The organism is Pseudomonas sp. LjRoot277, assembly GCF_964253845.1.
Taxonomy (GTDB): Bacteria; Pseudomonadota; Gammaproteobacteria; order Pseudomonadales; family Pseudomonadaceae; genus Aquipseudomonas.
In genome coordinates this window covers 6,554,730-6,573,375 of sequence record NZ_CAXURI020000001.1, presented here as the reverse complement: position 1 = coordinate 6,573,375, position 18,646 = coordinate 6,554,730, and the positions used below count along the sequence as shown (strand labels likewise).

Annotated in this window: 16 protein-coding genes; 5 read left to right on the top strand and 11 right to left on the bottom strand. The window is 56.0% G+C overall.

The features are described from left to right. Nucleotides 1-26: 26 nt before the first annotated feature. From tauC to ACSQ87_RS30365, 6 genes are all read right to left on the bottom strand, one after another. Nucleotides 27-860 carry a taurine ABC transporter permease TauC gene (gene tauC, locus ACSQ87_RS30390; protein WP_223432628.1) on the bottom strand — a complete coding sequence of 278 codons (834 nt, stop codon included), beginning with the start codon at nucleotides 858-860 and terminating at the stop codon, nucleotides 27-29. Beyond that, nucleotides 857-1,651 carry a taurine ABC transporter ATP-binding subunit gene (tauB, locus tag ACSQ87_RS30385; protein WP_046045496.1) on the bottom strand — a complete coding sequence of 265 codons (795 nt, stop codon included), beginning with the start codon at nucleotides 1,649-1,651 and terminating at the stop codon, nucleotides 857-859. The genes tauC and tauB overlap by 4 nt, the downstream gene beginning before the upstream one ends. A gap of 15 nt (nucleotides 1,652-1,666) precedes the next feature. Then, complete coding sequence (gene tauA, locus ACSQ87_RS30380; RefSeq protein WP_008149275.1) at nucleotides 1,667-2,644, bottom strand: taurine ABC transporter substrate-binding protein; 978 nt, start codon at nucleotides 2,642-2,644, stop codon at nucleotides 1,667-1,669. Between the two features lie 338 nt (nucleotides 2,645-2,982). Further along, complete coding sequence (gene gshA, locus ACSQ87_RS30375; protein WP_123367067.1) at nucleotides 2,983-4,566, bottom strand: glutamate--cysteine ligase; 1,584 nt, start codon at nucleotides 4,564-4,566, stop codon at nucleotides 2,983-2,985. A gap of 303 nt (nucleotides 4,567-4,869) precedes the next feature. Beyond that, the gene (locus ACSQ87_RS30370) at nucleotides 4,870-5,253 is read right to left on the bottom strand and encodes a PaaI family thioesterase (protein WP_017335909.1); all 384 of its coding nucleotides are present in this window, start codon (nucleotides 5,251-5,253) and stop codon (nucleotides 4,870-4,872) included. Beyond that, the gene (locus ACSQ87_RS30365; protein WP_436275009.1) at nucleotides 5,253-7,577 is read right to left on the bottom strand and encodes a Tex family protein; all 2,325 of its coding nucleotides are present in this window, start codon (nucleotides 7,575-7,577) and stop codon (nucleotides 5,253-5,255) included. The genes ACSQ87_RS30370 and ACSQ87_RS30365 overlap by 1 nt, the downstream gene beginning before the upstream one ends. A gap of 361 nt (nucleotides 7,578-7,938) precedes the next feature. On the opposite strand from ACSQ87_RS30365, the gene ompR reads away from it, so the two are divergent. Continuing rightward, the gene (gene ompR, locus ACSQ87_RS30360) at nucleotides 7,939-8,679 is read left to right on the top strand and encodes an osmolarity response regulator transcription factor OmpR (RefSeq protein WP_008149284.1); all 741 of its coding nucleotides are present in this window, start codon (nucleotides 7,939-7,941) and stop codon (nucleotides 8,677-8,679) included. A 115-nt stretch (nucleotides 8,680-8,794) separates the two neighbouring features. Continuing rightward, entirely contained in the window at nucleotides 8,795-10,108 is a 1,314-nt protein-coding gene (locus ACSQ87_RS30355; RefSeq protein WP_008149285.1) for an ATP-binding protein, read from the top strand. Between the two features lie 165 nt (nucleotides 10,109-10,273). Here ACSQ87_RS30355 and rimK read toward each other — a convergent pair whose 3' ends face one another. Continuing rightward, nucleotides 10,274-11,179: a 30S ribosomal protein S6--L-glutamate ligase gene (gene rimK, locus ACSQ87_RS30350; protein ID WP_008149287.1), complete on the bottom strand. Its 906-nt coding sequence runs from the start codon at nucleotides 11,177-11,179 to the stop codon at nucleotides 10,274-10,276. Next, nucleotides 11,176-11,637 carry an ATP-dependent zinc protease family protein gene (locus ACSQ87_RS30345; protein ID WP_176471525.1) on the bottom strand — a complete coding sequence of 154 codons (462 nt, stop codon included), beginning with the start codon at nucleotides 11,635-11,637 and terminating at the stop codon, nucleotides 11,176-11,178. Before ACSQ87_RS30345 ends, rimK begins: the two co-directional genes overlap by 4 nt. A gap of 234 nt (nucleotides 11,638-11,871) precedes the next feature. Here ACSQ87_RS30345 and ACSQ87_RS30340 point away from each other — a divergent pair, with 234 nt between their 5' ends. The 3 genes from ACSQ87_RS30340 to ACSQ87_RS30330 all read left to right on the top strand — a co-directional run bounded on the left by ACSQ87_RS30340 (nucleotide 11,872) and on the right by ACSQ87_RS30330 (nucleotide 15,154). Next, a complete protein-coding gene (locus ACSQ87_RS30340; RefSeq protein ID WP_223432625.1) occupies nucleotides 11,872-12,279 on the top strand; it encodes an RNA-binding S4 domain-containing protein in 408 nt (135 codons plus the stop codon). 251 nt (nucleotides 12,280-12,530) lie between these two features. Then, entirely contained in the window at nucleotides 12,531-13,433 is a 903-nt protein-coding gene (gene hslO, locus ACSQ87_RS30335) for an Hsp33 family molecular chaperone HslO (protein WP_008149293.1), read from the top strand. Nucleotides 13,434-13,612: 179 nt separating this feature from the next. Further along, entirely contained in the window at nucleotides 13,613-15,154 is a 1,542-nt protein-coding gene (locus tag ACSQ87_RS30330; protein WP_150656829.1) for a phosphoenolpyruvate carboxykinase, read from the top strand. 61 nt (nucleotides 15,155-15,215) lie between these two features. On the opposite strand, the gene ACSQ87_RS30325 is transcribed toward ACSQ87_RS30330, so the two are convergent. Genes ACSQ87_RS30325 through ACSQ87_RS30315 form a run of 3 tightly spaced genes read right to left on the bottom strand, consistent with a single transcriptional unit; the run spans nucleotide 15,216 to nucleotide 18,387 of the window. Beyond that, a complete protein-coding gene (locus ACSQ87_RS30325; protein ID WP_223432623.1) occupies nucleotides 15,216-17,024 on the bottom strand; it encodes an ATP-binding protein in 1,809 nt (602 codons plus the stop codon). Then, entirely contained in the window at nucleotides 17,017-18,228 is a 1,212-nt protein-coding gene (locus ACSQ87_RS30320; protein ID WP_223432622.1) for a hypothetical protein, read from the bottom strand. The genes ACSQ87_RS30325 and ACSQ87_RS30320 overlap by 8 nt, the downstream gene beginning before the upstream one ends. A gap of 3 nt (nucleotides 18,229-18,231) precedes the next feature. Further along, complete coding sequence (locus ACSQ87_RS30315; protein WP_223432621.1) at nucleotides 18,232-18,387, bottom strand: hypothetical protein; 156 nt, start codon at nucleotides 18,385-18,387, stop codon at nucleotides 18,232-18,234. Between the last annotated feature and the right edge of the window lie 259 nt (nucleotides 18,388-18,646).

The window sequence follows — 18,646 nt, the reverse complement described above, 5'->3', positions numbered from 1 at the left end:
AATCCGGGGCGCCGATCCAAAAATATTTAGTGAGCCATGCCATGCCACGGCACCAGTTTACGTTGCAGGGCGCGCAAGCCCATCTCCATGGCGAAGGCAATCAATGCGATCACCAGAATCCCCAGCACCACCACATCGGTGACCAGGAACTGCGCGGCCGACTGCACCATGAACCCCAAACCACTGGTGGCGGCGATCAATTCGGCGGCGACCAGCGTCGACCAACCCACACCCAGGCCAATGCGCACACCGGTCAAAATGTCCGGCAACGCGCTCGGCAGAATCACATGGCGAATCAACTGCGCCCGGGTCGCGCCCAACGACTGCGCGGCGCGCAATTTGGCCGGGTCAACGGTACGCACCCCGGTCGCGGTAGCGATGGCGATCGGGGCGAAGATCGCGAGGTAGATCAGCAAGACTTTCGACAGCTCACCGATGCCGCACCAGATCACGATCAGCGGCAGATAAGCCAACGGTGGAATAGGGCGGTAGAACTCGATCAGCGGATCGAGAATGCCGCGAGCGATGCGGTTGTGGCCGATGGCGATGCCGACCGGCACGGCGGTCAACACCGCGAAGCCCAGACCCAGACCGATTCGGCTGAGACTCGCGCCCAGGTGCTGCCACAACGTTGAATCCATGTAGCCGGTGGTCACCAGCAGCCAGCCTTTTTGCAGCACCGCGGACGGTGGCGGCAGGAACAGCGGTTCGATCATTCCAGTGGCGGTGACGGCCCACCAAATAGCAACGAGAGCGACCAGCGTCAGTACGCTGATCCAGCGCGTGTTCAAACTGCGACGTAGCGCAATTACCGTCGAACTCGACTTCACCGTCGCGGCGGGAATTTCATAGGTGCTCATGCGCGCTCCTGCCGCTGGACGGCGCTGCGTTGGGAGAACACTTTGGCGAGCACGTGTTCGCGGGTTTCGATAAAGCGCGGGTCGGACTTGATTGATCGAGCGGACTCACCGGCGGCATAACGCTGACCGAAATCCAGGCTCAGGCGCTCAACGATTTGCCCAGGGTTTGGTGCCAGCAGAATCAGGTCCGTGGCGAGAAACACCGCTTCTTCGATGTCGTGAGTAATCAGAAATACCGGTTTTGCGGTGCGCTGCCAGACTTGCAGCAGCAACTCCTGCATTTGTTCGCGAGTGAAGGCGTCGAGGGCGCCGAAGGGTTCGTCCATCAGCAAAACACGCGGATCAGCAGCGAGCGCACGGGCCAGACCGACTCGTTGCTTCTGGCCGCCCGAGAGTTGCCAGATTCGACGGTTTTCGAAACCGGAAAGGTCCACCAAGGCGAGCATTTCCCGGGCGCGCAGTTCACGTTTTTCCCGCGCAATGCCGGCCAGTTCCAGGCCGAAACCGACGTTGGCCAGCACGTCCTGCCAAGGCAGCAGGGCATCGTCCTGGAACACCACGCCGCGTTCGGCGCTCGGACCTTTGACCGGCACGCCATCAAGGGTGATGCGCCCGGCGCTGGGCTCGACGAAACCGGCAATCAGGTTCAACAGCGAGGTCTTGCCACTGCCGGACGGACCGAGGGCGACCAGCAATTGCTGGGGCCCAAGGCTCAGGGAAATATCCGCCAGTACCGGTTCGGCGGCGCCGGGGTACTGTGCGCTGATGCGCTCCAGCTGAAGCAAAGCCATCGCGGTTAACTCCGATCAGTTGGTGATGTACTTGGCGCTGACGTAGGGGGCGTAATCCGGCAGCACGGCTTCAACCTTGCCTTGTTCCTTGAGGAACGCAGCGGTGTCGGTGATGGCCTTGGTGGTCGGCGCGCCGAGGGTGATCACCTGATCAGCCGCCAGCGGGAAGACGTTGCCTTGCAACAGCAATGGAATGTCGCTGGCCTTGGCGCCGGAGAGTTTTACCAGCTTGTCGACATTGGATTGGTTGGCGAGCCAGGCTTTCGGGTCTTTGCGGTAATCGGCGTAGGCATCGAGGGTCACTTTGGCGAACGCGGTGACGATTTCCGGGTGCTTCTCGGCGAAGTCTTTACGCACGATCCAGGCATCAAAGGTCGGCGCGCCGAACTTGGCCAGTTCACCGGAGGTGATCAGTACTTTGCCATTCTCCTTGGCAACACCGAGGGCTGGGTCCCACACGTAAGTGGCGTCGATGTCACCGCGCTTCCACGCGGCAATGATGGCTGGCGGAGCGAGGTTGAGGACGGTGACTTTCGACGGATCGATGTTCCAGTGCTTCAGCGCGGCCAGCAGGCTGTAGTGGCCAGTGGAAACGAACGGCACGGCGATTTTCTTGCCGATCAGGTCTTGTGGGGTTTTGATCCCGGAACCGTCGCGAGCCACCAGGGCTTCCGCGGCGCCGATCTGCGTGGCGATGAGGAACGTTTCTACCGGGACTTTGCGGGTGATTGCCGCCGTCAGGGGGCTGGAACCGAGGTAACCGATCTGCACGTCGCCGGAAGCGATGGCGGCGATGATGTCGGCGCCATTGTCGAATTTGCGCCAGTCGATCTTGGCGTTGGTGGCTTTTTCGTACGCGCCGTCGGCCTGGGCGACTTTTGCCGGGTCTACGGTGGTCTGGTAGGCGACGGTGACGTCAGCCGCCTGGGCAAAGAAACTCACCGCAGCCAGAGACGCGGCTGCCAGCAGGCGAAGGGGGAAAGTCAGTTTCATTGAGAAGCTCCTTGTCAGGCGACCGAGAGTCGGCGTGAAAAGGAGACTAAATGATATAAGAATCCGAAAATAAATAACTTTTTAGAATGAGCTTATGAGCGGAAAATTCTAAGGGACGGGTGAGAGGGTAGTAGATTTTGCGATTGTGTGCAGTCAGGTGGATCGACCCCTCACCCCAGCCCTCTCCCCACGGGGGAGAGGGGAAAGGGGGCCGATCTTCATGCTTTTCAGACCCTGAGTTCGACTCGGGATTTCAGGTCGATGTATGACGTGAGACACCTCGGTCAGTCCCCTCTACCCATTGGGGAGAGGGTTAGGGTGAGGGGTGGATCTTGAGGTCAGTTGCTGATCGCCAAAATGCTCGCCTGATACGACCCGACAAACACATCGAAATCGCCGACTTCGTTCTGCTCCAGCTCAATCTGCTCGGCCAGCGACGAACGCGCCCGGTCTTCAAATTTCGCCTGATCTTCGCTTGAAAGCGGCTCGCTACGGAAAAACTCCGCATGTGCCTGGCTTTGACGCAGGGAGAACTGAGCAAAGCTCTCCTTGTGCTCAGCCATCGCCGCCAGCACCTGGGCCGATGGCGTCAGCGATGGATCCTTGACCTTGGCCAGCTGCGCATCCAGTGCCTTGCTATGTGCATCGCCGCCATGACTCTGATCCAGCATCGCCGCCAGCGGTGCAATCTTCTCCAGCAACTCGCTGGCCCACTCTTTCAGGTCCACCGGATGACCGTCGCGTTGCAGTTGCAGGCCAGGACGGCGACCTTCCTTGACCACACTGAGGAAGTTCGAGGTCGCGTTGCCGCACGAGGTATTGGTCAGCAGCGGGCTGTCGTTTAGCGCGCAATACAGCAGGAACGCATCAAGGAACCGCGACTCCGGCAGATCGATGCCCATCGGCAGGAACGGGTTGATGTCCAGGCAACGCACTTCGACGTACTGAATGCCGCGAGCCACCAGCGCCTGAATCGGCCGTTCGCCGGTGTAGGTCACGCGTTTCGGGCGGATGTTGGAGTAGTACTCGTTTTCGATCTGCAGGATGTTGGTGTTGAGCTGAACCCACTCGCCGTCCTGATGCGTGCCGATTTCGACGTACGGCGCGTAAGGCGTTGCGACCGCTTTGCGCAGGCTGTCGGTGTAGCTGGCCAGATCGTTGTAGCAAGGCGTCAAACCGGCCTGGGCGTTGCTCTGGTAACCCAGATCGCTCATGCGCAGGCTGGTGGCGTACGGCAAGTACAAGGTGTCCGGGTCCAGTTGTTCCAACTGATGCGAGCGGCCACGCAGGAAACCGGCGTCCAGCGCTGGCGAAGCACCGAACAGGTACATCAGCAGCCAGCTGTAGCGACGGAAGTTACGGATCAGGGCGATGTAGGCCGACGATTGATAGTCGCGGTCGGTCCCGACAAAGCCTTCAGCCTCTTTAAGCAGCGGCCAGAGCTTTTCCGGCAGGGAAAAGTTGTAGTGAATCCCGGCGATGCACTGCATGGTCTTGCCGTACCGCAGAGCCAGGCCCTTGCGGTAGACGTACTTGAGCTGACCGATGTTGGAGGTGCCGTAATAGGCTATCGGGATGTCTTCCTCGGCCGGCAACGGGCACGGCATCGATGGACTCCACAGGTACTCGTTGCCGAGCTTGCTGTAGGCAAAACGGTGGATCTTGTCCAGGCTCGCCAGCGTATCCGCCGGGTCGGGCAGGGCGGGCGTGATGAACTCCAACAGCGACTCGGAATAGTCGGTGGTGATTTGTTCGTTGGTCAGCGCGGAACCCAATTCTTCCGGGTGCGGCGTTTGCGCCAGGCGACCTTCGCCGGTCACGCGCAGGCATTCACGTTCGATGCCGTGAAGGCACTGTTCGAGCAGAGAGAGGTTAGCGCGCTCGCCGAGCAGAGCCAGGCGGCGGTTGAGAAGTTCGCTCAAGTTGGATTCCTTCACGCGTCAGTCGCCCCAATATGGGGGTGGGCAAGACGGTCTACAAGGGTGAAGTTGAAACTGGCGTTGTCGCCTGGTTTTGGATCGCCACAATCCCTGTGGGAGCGGGCCTGTGGCGAGGGGGCTTGCCCCCGTTGGGTTGCGAAGCAGCCCCAAAATCTCTGATGTTCCAAGATATTGTGAGTGCTACGCACTCAAACGGGGGCAAGCCCCCTCGCCACAGGCGCTCCCACAGGAAACTCCGACGCTGCGGTCATAGCGCCGAAATTAACTCAAATTGATGATCACTAGCTACAGGACAGCGAACGTGCCTTGTGCTTTTGCGACGAGTTTGTCGCCTTGCATCACGTCGGCTTCGACCACCAGCGTGCGCCGGCCCGGGTGGATCACCCGCGCCGTGCACATCACTTCACCGTCTGCGACGGCGCGAATGTAATTGATCTTGCATTCGATGGTCGCGCTCTGCTGGTCAAACCCATGGGTGCTGGAACAGGCCAGGCCCATGGCAATGTCCACCAGACTGAACAAGGCCCCGCCGTGCAGCTTGCCGCCGCGATTGCGCAGTTCTGGTTCCAGCGCCAGGGCGACTTGCGCCACCCCGGCCTCCAGACTGTGCAAGCGACACCCCAGCAACTTGAAAAAAGCGCTTTCGGTCAGCCCGGCCGGGATGTCCATCAGCGTTTCTTCAACTGCTTGGCGTTGGCGAACAGCGAAGCCATGGCGTTGTTGGCCGGGGCCGCCGCCGTGGTTTCTTTACGCGGTGCGGTGTTCTGGGACTGGCGTGGCGCCGAACCCGGACGTGCACCACGGGCACCGTCGATTTTCTCGCCCGGGGTGTCGCTCATGCGCATCGACAGACCAACGCGTTTGCGCGGGATATCGACCTCCATGACCTTCACTTTCACCACGTCACCGGCTTTCACCGCTTCACGCGGATCCTTGATGAACTTCTCTGAAAGCGCAGAAATGTGCACCAAACCGTCCTGATGCACGCCGATATCGACGAACGCGCCGAAGTTGGTCACGTTGGTCACCACGCCTTCGAGGATCATCCCCAGCTGCAGGTCCTTGAGGTCTTCGACGCCTTCCTGGAACTCGGCGGTCTTGAACTCGGGACGTGGATCGCGGCCAGGTTTTTCCAGCTCTTGCAGGATATCGGTGACCGTTGGCAGACCGAAAGTTTCGTCGGTGTACTTTTTCGGATCAAGACGCTTGAGGAAGCTGGCGTCGCCGATCAGCGAGCGAATGTCGCGGTCGGTCTCGGCAGCGATGCGCTGGACCAGCGGATAGGCTTCCGGGTGAACCGCAGACGAATCCAGCGGGTTGTCGCCGTTCATGACGCGCAGGAAGCCAGCGGCCTGTTCGAAGGTTTTCTCGCCCAGACGAGCGACTTTCTTCAATGCAGCACGAGTCTTGAATGCGCCGTGCTCGTCGCGGTGGCTGACGATGTTTTGCGCCAGGGTCGCGTTGAGGCCGGAGATGCGGGCCAGCAGCGCCACGGAGGCGGTGTTCACGTCCACGCCCACGGCGTTTACGCAGTCTTCGACCACGGCGTCCAGGCCGCGTGCCAGCTTCAGCTGCGACACGTCATGCTGGTACTGGCCGACGCCGATGGATTTCGGATCGATCTTCACCAGCTCAGCCAGTGGATCCTGCAGGCGACGGGCAATTGACACCGCGCCACGGATCGACACGTCGAGGTCCGGGAATTCCTTGGAAGCCAGTTCCGATGCCGAGTAAACCGACGCGCCGGCCTCGGAGACCATGACTTTGGTCATCTTCATGGCTGGGTATTTTTTGATCAGTTCAGCGGCCAGCTTGTCGGTTTCACGGCTGGCGGTGCCGTTGCCGATGGCGATCAGGTCCACTGCATGCTTGGCGCACAGGGCAGCCAGAATCGCGATGGTCTGATCCCACTTGTTGTGCGGCACGTGCGGGTAAACCGTGGCGTGATCCAGCAGCTTGCCGGTGGAATCGACCACGGCCACCTTGCAACCGGTGCGCAGGCCCGGGTCGAGGCCCAATGTGGCACGCGGGCCAGCCGGCGCCGATAGCAGCAAGTCATGCAGGTTGTGAGCGAACACGTTGATCGCTTCGGTTTCTGCGCCATCGCGCAGTTCGCCCAGCAGGTCGGTTTCGAGGTGGGTGTAGAGCTTGACCTTCCAGGTCCAGCGCACCACTTCGCCCAGCCATTTGTCGGCGGCGCGGTTCTGGTTCTGAATGCCGAATTGCTGGCCGATCATGCCTTCGCACGGGTGCATGGCGCCCGGCAGTTCGTCGCCGACTTTCAGCGCCGAACTCAGAATGCCTTCGTTGCGGCCACGGAAAATCGCCAGCGCGCGGTGCGACGGCATGCTTTTCAGCGGTTCGTCGTGTTCGAAGTAGTCGCGGAACTTGGCGCCTTCCTCTTCTTTTCCGGCGATCACGCGGGCGCTGAGGGTGGCTTCCTGCTTGAGGTAGCTGCGCAGCTTGTCCAGCAGGCCGGCGTCTTCGGCGAAGCGTTCCATCAGGATGTATTTGGCGCCTTCAAGGGCAGCCTTCACATCGGCGACGCCTTTTTCGGCATCGATGAAGCGCGCGGCTTCAGCGTCTGGCGTCAGGGTCGGGTCGTTGAACAGGCCGTCGGCCAGCTCGCCGAGGCCGGCTTCCAGGGCGATCTGGCCCTTGGTGCGGCGCTTCTGCTTGTACGGAAGGTACAAGTCTTCGAGGCGGGTTTTGGTGTCGGCGAGTTTAATGTCGCGTTCAAGTTGCGGGGTCAGCTTGCCTTGCTCCTGGATGCTGGCAAGGATGCTGATACGCCGTTCGTCGAGTTCTCGCAGGTAGCGCAGACGCTCTTCCAGATGACGCAACTGGATGTCATCGAGGCTGCCGGTCACTTCTTTCCGGTAGCGGGCGATGAAGGGCACCGTGGAGCCTTCATCGAGTAGCGCGACGGCCGCTTCGACCTGTTGTGGGCGTACACCGAGTTCCTCGGCGATGCGGCTGTTGATGCTGTCCATAAAACCACCTGACAAATTGTGAAAGCAGGCTCGCAGGCGCAGAGATAAAGGCTCGGCGAGTCTGGTTGAGCGGCCTGGCCTGCGCCGCTACCTGGATCAACAGGTATCCCGTTGACCCGTGAAATCGAACAATTACTGCCGGCGCCATGAAAATAAAAAACGGCCACCTACAGTAATGATCAGACGTTGCCTGACACAAAAGGCCGCGCATTATAACCAGCGTTCTGTCATTCGGGGGCATCGCAGGCTGTAGGCATAAAGCCCCGATTTCTGGCGATCAAGGAAAAATCTGCTAACAATGCACACGGTGCGTATAACGGCAGCTACGCCATAATGCGCGCCGAGATCAAAGGAGCATCTAATGAGCAGCACTGCAAACATTGCTGAAGGCGAAAAAATTCTTATTGTTGACGACGATCCAGGGCTGAGCAGCCTGCTGGAACGGTTTTTCGTCAGCAAGGGCTACCGCGCCCGCGCCGTACCGAACACGGAACAAATGGATCGCCTGCTGGCGCGTGAAGTGTTCAACCTGGTCGTCCTCGACCTGATGCTGCCCGGCGAAGACGGCTTGACCGCTTGCCGCCGCCTGCGCACCGCGAACAATCAGATCCCGATCATCATGCTCACCGCCAAGGGTGATGAGCTGAGCCGTATCAAGGGCCTCGAACTGGGTGCCGATGATTACCTGGCCAAGCCGTTCAACCCGGACGAGCTGATGGCGCGTGTCAAAGCCGTCCTGCGTCGTCAGTCGGCTCCAGTGCCGGGCGCTCCGGGCAGCGAAGACGAAAGCGTGACCTTCGGTGACTACGAATTGTCCCTGGCCACCCGCGAACTCAAGCGCGGCGACGAAGTGCACATGCTTACCACCGGTGAGTTTGCGGTGCTCAAGGCATTGGTCATGAACGCCCGTCAGCCACTGACCCGCGACAAGCTGATGAACCTGGCCCGTGGCCGCGAGTGGGATGCCCTGGAGCGTTCCATCGACGTGCAGATTTCCCGTCTGCGCCGGATGATCGAGCCCGATCCGTCCAAGCCGCGTTACATCCAGACAGTCTGGGGCGTGGGTTACGTGTTCGTTCCGGATGGCGCCGCCACCAAGTGATCGGTGATTTGTAGGAGCGGGTCTTGCGGGCAACGGGTCAGATGACCTTGCTCGCAGACTCGCGATCCGCAATATGCGAGCATCGCTCGCTCCTGCAAGTGTGTAGCGGTTATCCATGAAAACCCCCGTTTGGTTCCCCCAGAGTTTCTTCTCCCGCACCCTTTGGCTGGTGCTTATCGTCGTCCTGTTCTCCAAGGCGCTGACCCTGGTTTATCTGTTGATGAACGAAGACGTGCTGGTGGACCGCCAATACAGCCACGGCGTCGCCCTGACGCTACGCGCCTATTGGGCGGCCGATGAAGAAAACCGCACGAAGATTGCCGATGCCGCGACCCTGATCCGGGTAGTGGGTGCTGGCGTGCCGGAAGGTGAGCAACACTGGCCTTACAGCGAGATCTATCAGCGGCAGATGCAGGCGGAGCTGGGTGCCGACACCGAAGTCCGATTGCGCATGCACTCGCCGCCGGCCCTGTGGGTCCGGGCGCCAAGCCTGGGTGATGGCTGGCTGAAAGTGCCGCTTTACCCGCATCCGTTGCGCGGCCAGAAAATCTGGAACGTACTCGGCTGGTTCCTCGCTATCGGTCTGCTGTCCACCGCCTCGGCGTGGATCTTCGTCAGCCAGCTCAATCAACCATTGAAACGTCTGGTCTATGCCGCAAGGCAACTCGGCCAGGGCCGCAGTGTGCGCCTGCCGATCAGCGACACGCCAAGTGAAATGACCGAGGTTTACCGCGCCTTCAACCAGATGGCGGAAGACGTCGAACAGGCGGGGCGTGAGCGCGAATTGATGCTGGCCGGGGTGTCCCACGACCTGCGCACGCCGCTGACCCGTTTGCGGTTGTCTCTGGAGCTGATGGGCGACCACAGCGACCTGACGGACGACATGGTGCGCGACATCGAAGACATGGACGCGATTCTCGACCAGTTCCTGGCGTTCATTCGTGATGGTCGTGACGAGTCGGTGGAAGAGGTGGACCTGAGCGATCTGGTGCGCGAAGTCGCGGCGCCATACAACCAGAATGAAGAGAAAGTGCGCCTGCGCCTGGAACCGATTCAGCCGTTTCCGTTGCGTCGGGTGTCGATGAAGCGGCTGCTGAACAACCTGATTGGCAACGCCTTGCATCACGCGGGCAGCGGGGTTGAGGTAGCGGCTTATGTGTCCGGCGATACCAGCGCGCCGTATGTGGTGCTGAGTGTCATGGACCGTGGGGCGGGGATTGATCCGTCCGAGCTGGAAGCGATTTTCAACCCGTTTACTCGGGGTGATCGAGCCCGGGGCGGGAAGGGGACCGGGTTGGGTTTGGCGATCGTGAAGCGGATTGCTTCGATGCATGGTGGGAATGTTGAGTTGCGCAATCGGTCCGGTGGCGGGCTGGAAGCGCGGGTGCGGTTGCCGTTGGGACTGATGTTGCCGCGGGATGCGGTTTAAGAGATCAGCATTGTCGTTGGGGCTCAAGGCCTCTTCGCGAGCAAGCCCGCTCCCACAGTAGATCGTGTCAGACACTGATATTGTGTTCGCCGCAGATCAAATGTGGGAGCGGGCTTGCTCGCGAAGGCGGCCTGCCCGTCACCACAAAAGCCGGCTTTTGTACCCTTAACCCTTGCCTTTGGTGCGCGTCATATTCGGCCCACCATTTTTCTCCAGATGCTCAATGATGATCCCCGCCACGTTCTTGCTGGTGGTGGTTTCAATTCCTTCCAACCCCGGCGACGAATTCACTTCCATCACCAACGGCCCGTGATTGGAGCGCAGGATATCCACACCAGCGACCGCCAATCCCATGACCTTCGCCGCGCGCAACGCCGTCATGCGTTCTTCCGGCGTGATCTTGATCAGGCTGGCACTGCCGCCGCGATGCAGGTTGGAGCGAAACTCCCCCGGCTTCGCCTGGCGTTTCATCGCCGCTATCACCTTGTCGCCCACCACGAAGCAGCGAATGTCCGCCCCGCCGGCTTCCTTGATGTATTCCTGAACCATGATGTTCTGCTTCAGGCCCATGAACGCCTCGATCACCGACTCCGCCGCCGTCGCCGTTTCACACAGCACGACGCCGATGCCCTGAGTGCCTTCCAGCACCTTGATCACCAGCGGCGCACCGTTGACCATCTCGATCAAGTCGGGAATGTCATCCGGGGAGTGCGCAAACCCGGTGACCGGCAAACCGATTCCTCGGCGCGACAGCAATTGCAGCGAGCGTAATTTGTCCCGCGAGCGGGCGATGGCCACCGATTCATTGAGTGGAAAAACGCCCATCATTTCGAACTGACGCAACACCGCGCAGCCATAAAACGTCACCGACGCGCCAATCCGCGGGATCACCGCATCGAAACCTTCCAGCGGCTTGCCGCGGTAGTGGATCTGCGGCTTGTGGCTGGCGATGTTCATGTAGGCGCGCAGGGTGTCGATCACCACCATTTCATGGCCACGCTCGGTACCGGCTTCGACCAGGCGACGGGTGGAATACAGACGCGGGTTCCGCGACAGCACAGCGATCTTCATGCAACACCTGTGGAGGAGGTAGATACCGGGAACACCGGCTTGTCTTGTACGTACTTAATGCCCGGATTGACCACCAACTGGCCGTCGATCAAGGCTTTGGAACCGAGTAACAGGCGATAACGCATGGACTTGCGGCAGGCGAGGGTGAATTCGACCCGCCAGACCCGATCACCGAGGGCCAGGGTGGTGCTGACCACGTAACGCATCTGTGCGTGGCCGTTGGAGCTTTTGATGGTTTTCATCGTCACCAGCGGTGCTTCGCAGCGCCGGTGACGCAGTTGCACAACCGTGCCCAAGTGAGCAGTAAAGCGCACCCACTGTTCCCCGTCGCGCTCGAACGGTTCGATATCGGTGGCATGCAGGCTGGAGGTGCTGGCGCCGGTGTCGATTTTTGCGCGCAGGCCCGCGACTCCCAAATCCGGAAGCGCCACCCACTCGCGCAGACCGACAACGGTCAAATGGTCAAATGTCTTCAAAGGTGCTCAACCGGTAGAAACCGCTCAGGCCGCACGCGGCCGAATTCGCGGTATTCACGCAGAATAATGGGTAAAAGGCGACAGATATCTACGGCCCGGATTTCCAGCCCTCAAGGGAGGCACTGGAACGTGTGCATTGTAATCCGAGTCGGCGTAATTCATGGCACGACAGAAACGGTAGTACAGTTCAGCAATATTTCAGAATGAGGAAATTCCATGGCACAAAAAAGCGAAGAGGACGACAAAGTCCGTCTCGATAAGTGGTTGTGGGCCGCGCGTTTTTATAAAACACGTGCCTTGGCCAAGGCGGCGATTGAAAGCGGCAAGGTGCATTGCCGGGGCGAGCGCTGCAAACCGGGCAAGGAGCCGAGGATCGGCGACGAGTTTCAGATTCGCGCAGGGTTCGAGGAACGCACGGTGGTGGTTCAGGCGCTGTCGATCGTACGCCGAGGCGCGCCAGAGGCTCAGGCGCTCTACGCCGAAACCGACGCCAGCATCGCCAAGCGCGAGGCGGCTGCGGCCATGCGTAAGGCTGGGGCGTTGGGCGTGAGCACCGATGGCAAACCGAGCAAGAAGCAGCGACGGGATTTGTTCAAGTTTCGTGGAAGCAGTAACGACGAGTAAGCCAGTGAAAGTGCCACTCGTCGAAAACCACACACAGCCTCTGATCTGTAGGCCATAACCAAAAGGCCAGCAGTACCAGAGGCAAAAAATTGGATAAAGCCAACCGGCGTACCTTCCACTTGCTTGGAACAAACCCGGTTTGTTCATAAAATGCCGCTCACGGCTGAACATCGCACACCCAAAGGGTGCCGCAGAGGCGCAATTCCTCACTGTTTGAAATCATTTTGTCATTACTTCAGATACCCAGACCTATGACCGATTTACCGGATACCGACTACACCCAACGCTTCATCTTCGATGACAGCGACACCCGCGGCGAGCTGGTTGCGTTGGAGCGTAGCTACGCCGAAGTCCTCGCTAAACACCCGTACCCGGAGCCGGTTGCGCAACTGCTCGGCGAGCTGATGGCGGCGGCGTCGTTGTTGGTCGGCACCTTGAAGTTCGATGGTTTGCTGATTCTCCAGGCCCGTTCCGAAGGCCCGATCCCGCTGCTGATGATCGAGTGCTCCAGCGAGCGTGAAATCCGTGGCCTGGCCCGCTACGAAGCCGACCAGATCGCGCCGGATGCGACCCTCGCCGACCTGATGCCCAATGGCGTATTGGCGCTGACCGTCGACCCGACCCAGGGCCAGCGTTACCAGGGCATCGTCGACCTCGATGGCGAAACCCTGTCGGAGTGCTTCACTAATTACTTCGTGATGTCCCAACAAGTCGGTACGCGTTTCTGGTTGTACGCCGATGGCCGTCGCGCTCGTGGCCTGTTGCTGCAGCAGCTGCCTGCTGATCGATTGAAAGACGAAGAAGAACGCGCCGCCAGCTGGCAGCACATCACCGCGCTGGGCAGCACCCTGACCGCCGATGAATTGCTGAGCCTGGACAACGAAACCATCCTCCATCGTCTCTACCACGAAGAGCAGGTTCGTCTGTTTGATGTGCAGAAATTGCGCTTCCGTTGCAGCTGCTCGCGCGAACGTTCTGCCAATGCGCTGGTCAGTTTGGGTCTGGAAGATGCCCAGTCGCTCGTGATCGAACACGGCGGCAACATTGAGATTGATTGCCAGTTTTGCAACGAGCGCTACCTGTTCGACGCCGCCGATATCGCTCAATTGTTCGCTGGTGCGGGTGTTGATACGCCGTCAGATACCCGTCACTAAAACGGTTCAGCGCAGGTAAATTCACTGGTTAGTGCCGGAATAACGCCGTTACGACGGGAGGGCCCTACTATTTTTGGGCTTTTCTGGCATAATCCGGCCCACTTTTTTCGCGGTAGTAGTGCACGACTTTCTACTACAAAACGTTTGGAGCACTCGGCCAATGGCCGACGGGGAACCTCATGACGCAAGCCAATAACGCCGTGTACACCGATCTGAGTGTTGATGATCTGGTCAAAGAAGCCCTGAATCGCGGTGAAGGCGAGCTTGCCGATACCGGCGCGCTGGTTGTTCGCACCGGTCACCGCACCGGCCGCTCACCAGTCGATCGTTTCATCGTTGACGAGCCGTCCACTTCGGCTTCCATCGCCTGGGGCCCAATCAACCGCAAGTTCCCGGCCGACAAGTTCGATGCCCTGTGGGACCGCGTTGAAGCGTTCAACAACGCGCAAGAACATTTCGTTTCCCACGTGCATGTAGGTGCGGCTGAAGACCACTACCTGGCCGTGAAGATGACCACTCAGACTGCCTGGCAGAACCTGTTCGGCCGTTGCCTGTTCATCAACCCGGAAAAGTACAATCCGGCTGGCCGTGATGAGTGGCAAGTGCTCAACGTTGCCAACTTCGAGTGCGTGCCAGAGCGTGACGGCACCAACTCCGACGGTTGCGTGATCCTCAACTTCGCTCAGAAGAAAGTGCTGATCGCCGGCATGCGTTACGCCGGTGAAATGAAGAAAGCCATGTTCTCGGTGCAGAACTTCCTGCTGCCGGCTGCCGACGTGCTGCCAATGCACTGCGCCGCCAACATCGGCGAAGCGGGCGATGTGACCCTGTTCTTCGGTCTGTCCGGCACCGGCAAGACCACCCTGTCCGCCGATGAAAGCCGTTACCTGATCGGTGACGACGAGCACGGCTGGGGTGAAGGCGTTGTCTTCAACATCGAAGGCGGCTGCTACGCCAAGTGCATCGACCTCTCCGAGAAGAACGAGCCGGTCATCTGGAAAGCCATCAAGCACGGCGCAGTCCTGGAAAACGTCGTTATCGATGACGCCAAGCACGCCGATTACGCCGATGTCAGCCTGACCCAGAACAGCCGCGCCGCTTACCCGCTGGAGCACGTTGCCAAGCGTTCCGAGAAAAACCTCGGTGGCGAGCCAAACGCTGTGATCTTCCTGACCTGCGACCTGACCGGCGTGCTGCCGCCAGTGTCGATCCTCAGCGAAGAACAAGCGGCCTACCACTTCCTGTCCGGCTACACCGCACTGGTGGGCTCGACCGAAATGGGTTCCGGCAGCGGCATCAAGTCGACTTTCTCCACCTGCTTCGGCGCACCGTTCTTCCCGCGCCCGGCTGGCGAATACGCAGAACTGCTGATCAAGCGCATCCGCGGCTTCGGCTCCAAGGTCTACCTGGTCAACACCGGCTGGACCGGCGGCGGCTACGGCGTCGGCAAACGCTTCAACATCCCGACCACTCGCGGCGTAATCGCAGCGATCCAGAGCGGCGCGTTGATCGGTGCTGAGACTGAGCACCTGGACACCATCAACCTGGACGTGCCGTTGGCTGTGCCGGGCGTTGAGACTGGCCTGTTGAACCCGCGTAATACTTGGGCTGACAAGGCTGCTTACGATGAAGCCGCTAAGGCACTGGCTGGGTTGTTTGTTGAGAACTTCAAGAAGTTTGAAGTGAGCGACGCGATCAAGGCTGCTGGGCCGAAGTTGTAAGGCTTGGATTTAGCGAATGAAAAAGCCGCCCTTCGGGGCGGTTTTTTTATAACTTTTTAAATCAAGAAGCACTAGTGTCTTGTTTTTGCCATCGTTCTATAACTGTCTCGAAAACGACTTCTTGCCAGTTTGTATTCCATTCTGTGAAGACATTTACGCTTGCAGATTTTGGTTCAGGACTTGGTTTTTTCAAGCGAACCAAACTTGGCATTAGAACTGCGTCACCTACGATTAAAGCTTCACCTTGGGCTAGACTTGGAAGAAGGTCAACTAAACCATTGGCGCTGTCTGGAAGAAGTGCCTTTATATAACCTTGGTCAATGGTGTTCGTGAGTCTTAAAGATATGAAGTTGCTGCATTGAGAGAATATTGTATCTGACACTTCTGAAGGGCGTTGACTGACTACCATTAGGCTTAATCCGTACTTTCGCCCCTCTTTAGCTATTCGTTCAATTGATTTTTTAGATGCTTTGAACTCTGCATTGTTAGAGCGCGGAATGTAATTGTGCGCCTCTTCACAAACTATCATGAATGGGACATTGTTGGTTTCTTCAAGCTTATGTTTCAATTTTGAATAATGAAATGCGAAGTCAAAAACAAGTCTAGAAATAAGGCTTACGGTTATGCTCAGCACCTCGAAGGGGATTCCGCTTAGATCAACAATCGTGACGTTTGATTTTTCTAAGTAACCTAGGAATTGCTTAAGAATATCTTCGAAATCCTTAGTTTCGTATTCGGCACCGGTAGCTTTTGTAGGCTTAAGTAAAAATTCTAGTCTTTTGTCATGAAGTTTGGTTTCCAATCTAGAAACGAATCTGTCAAATTCGCCATTGAAACCTCCGTCTTTGGAAACTTTTTCTCCTATTGTTGCATGTTTTCCATTTCCAGATGATTGCTCGAATTCAATGCTGTCCCATAGGCACTCTTCTGAATATACCTGTTTTGGTGTGGCAAGAGTTGCTAAGTAAGTGTTTCCGTCTTTTTCATATGTGGTGAGATTGTTTTTATTGTTTATGTAGTTGAATACTTCGGTGATGCTAAAATATACAGGTGTGTCGTAAGTGATTGAGGTTAGTCCTGTGTTATATTTTTCCTTGTTTAATATTACGGCCTTCTTAAACTGAGAGATTTGGTTGTGAGCACCCTGTTCGCTCCCTTCAATAAATAATGATTCAAGTTCCTCAGAGTTCATTAACCAGTATGGAAGTTTAAGGCCATCTACGTTTAGTAAGTTAAGGTTGAATTTTTGAGACTCATGCATTGTGAATGCCGATGCATATTCAGAGTGCATGTCAAATATTATGATGTGTGAGTTTTTTTGGATTTCTTGGTTTAAATTTTCATTGTTGTTGATGCCTATGGCATTATGAAGAATTCTAGCGACAGTGCATGATTTTCCGGAGCCTGTTGATCCTACAATACCAATATGTTTTCCAAAAAATTTATCGCCATCTACATGGAATTCAATGGCCTTGTTGTTTGATAGGGTGCCTACTTTGTAGTTGTAGTTACCTGTTCTGGAAAAAATTATATCAAGATCGACTGCTTCGAATACATGAACTTTTTCGGTTGGTACCGGCAGTACTTGAGTGCCTCGGCTGAATACGTACTCTCCGTTATCGTTTTTCATTAGAGCTCCTGCTGGAGCAGACTCAATGATAAACTTCCATTCGAGCTTCCCATCTTTATCAACGTGTTGACCACTAATGTTTTTTATTGAGGCTACTGCGAAGTTATGGTTGCCGTCTTCGATTTTTAAAAATTTCCCAACTTGAAGCTCGGACTTGAATTTCTCAAAATCTTCAAGCCCATTTATTTCTATTGTTATAGATGTCGGTGAGCTTGATACAACATAACCTATGCTACTCATATGTTTCCCTCAGATGAATAATGTATTCGAGCTCGTGAAAATTGTTCACGCCTATTAGATGTATATTTGTATCGCTTACATCAATGCTGACGGGGATTTCGTTGCAAATGAAAAAGAACTCATCACCTTTTTTGTAACCCAGTCCCTCCGGGTAATCAATAAATGCGAGTAATCTTACGTGAAACTCCCTGTCTTCAATTTTGTTATTGGTTTTCTTCAAGATTGGTTCTTTATAGAACTCCTCAGGGATAAAGTTGTTTCCTATCAATCCTGTGTTTGACTTTATACCTTTGGTGTATAGACGGTATTGGATTTCTTGTAGAACTTCTCTGGTGCAATCAATCGCGAACAAAGGAGGCTTTATATGCGTTGGTTTGTAATGGTAAATTGAAACAAAATTACTAATAAAGGTTACTATGTTGCTTGAAAAGTCGCTGATGCTATTTTGTTCGAAATAGAAATAGCGGTTTTGAGAGTTGGTGTTCAGATTCGTTTTCAATTGCTTGCGCATTGTTTGAAGTATTTCTTTTTTGTTCTTTAGTGCTAGTGTCCATTTGGTGATGACTGTGTTGGTAATCCCCAACAAATATCGTAGTAGTTCTAATTTCGTGATTTTTCTATCTGCTTCGTCCGACAGGCTGGATTTTTTTGCGATGTGACTTAGGGCGTTCGGATAAAGTATGCAGGGTGTGTCTGACGACTTTATGTTAAGAAGTTCCAGTTTCTCTTTGACATTGTCTTCGATAGTGTCTAGAGAAGGACCGAATTCTAAATCCACCATTGCGGCAAAATCTGCTGAAGAAAATGGCTGGACAATCCGTTGTACAATTTTTACGTGATTTAAATCCTGAGTTGCCAGAGCGGCATCAATCTCTATCGTTGTGATTTTTCTGATTGATTCTACTTCGCTTGGAACGTGTACAAATATTTTGTATCCTATGTTTTTTGGCGCACTTTGCTTTGAGTAGGCTTCTGCCATCTGTAATAATGGTTTGTAAATTAAGCTCGTTGTGAAGTTTGCGACTGACTCATGGTATTTACATTGAATGGCAGTTGTTTCTCCAGAGTCGGACTTTATGTCTATATCTTCGATTACTCCTTCTATCGTTACTTCTTTGTCCTGCTCGGCATCTAAAATTTCTATTAGGGTTTTGTTGAATTGATAGAGGAAACCCTTAATCGTGCTATCGGCGACACGAGTCATTGATCAAGTCTCTTTGATTTTTTGGGTTGTGAGAGGATTGTTGCTGGAAGTACACATAAGTGCGGCGTGATGAAAAGAGCGGTTGCGATCAATTAAATTGGGGTTTTTTCTATTTTTGCAGGCACTCAAAACTAGGTTTTCCATATCCTTGGCATTCATCGCATCCACCTTAAGGGAAAGCTTTTTACCGCCGTATCACGAATCTGACAGAGGGCGATTGTCCATAGAGGTTACTGTGCCATCATTTTTGCGTCAGATTCCTTAAGACTTTCGTATGGGTAACGTTCGTGATCTGATTTTTGCAATCGAAAGGATTCTGGGAAGGAATCATTTACAGAAACGTAGGCGATTATCTGAGCATGTCCAGACGATCAAAAAAAAAGATTGGAAGATCTGAACGTGACCACCCTCCACTCGA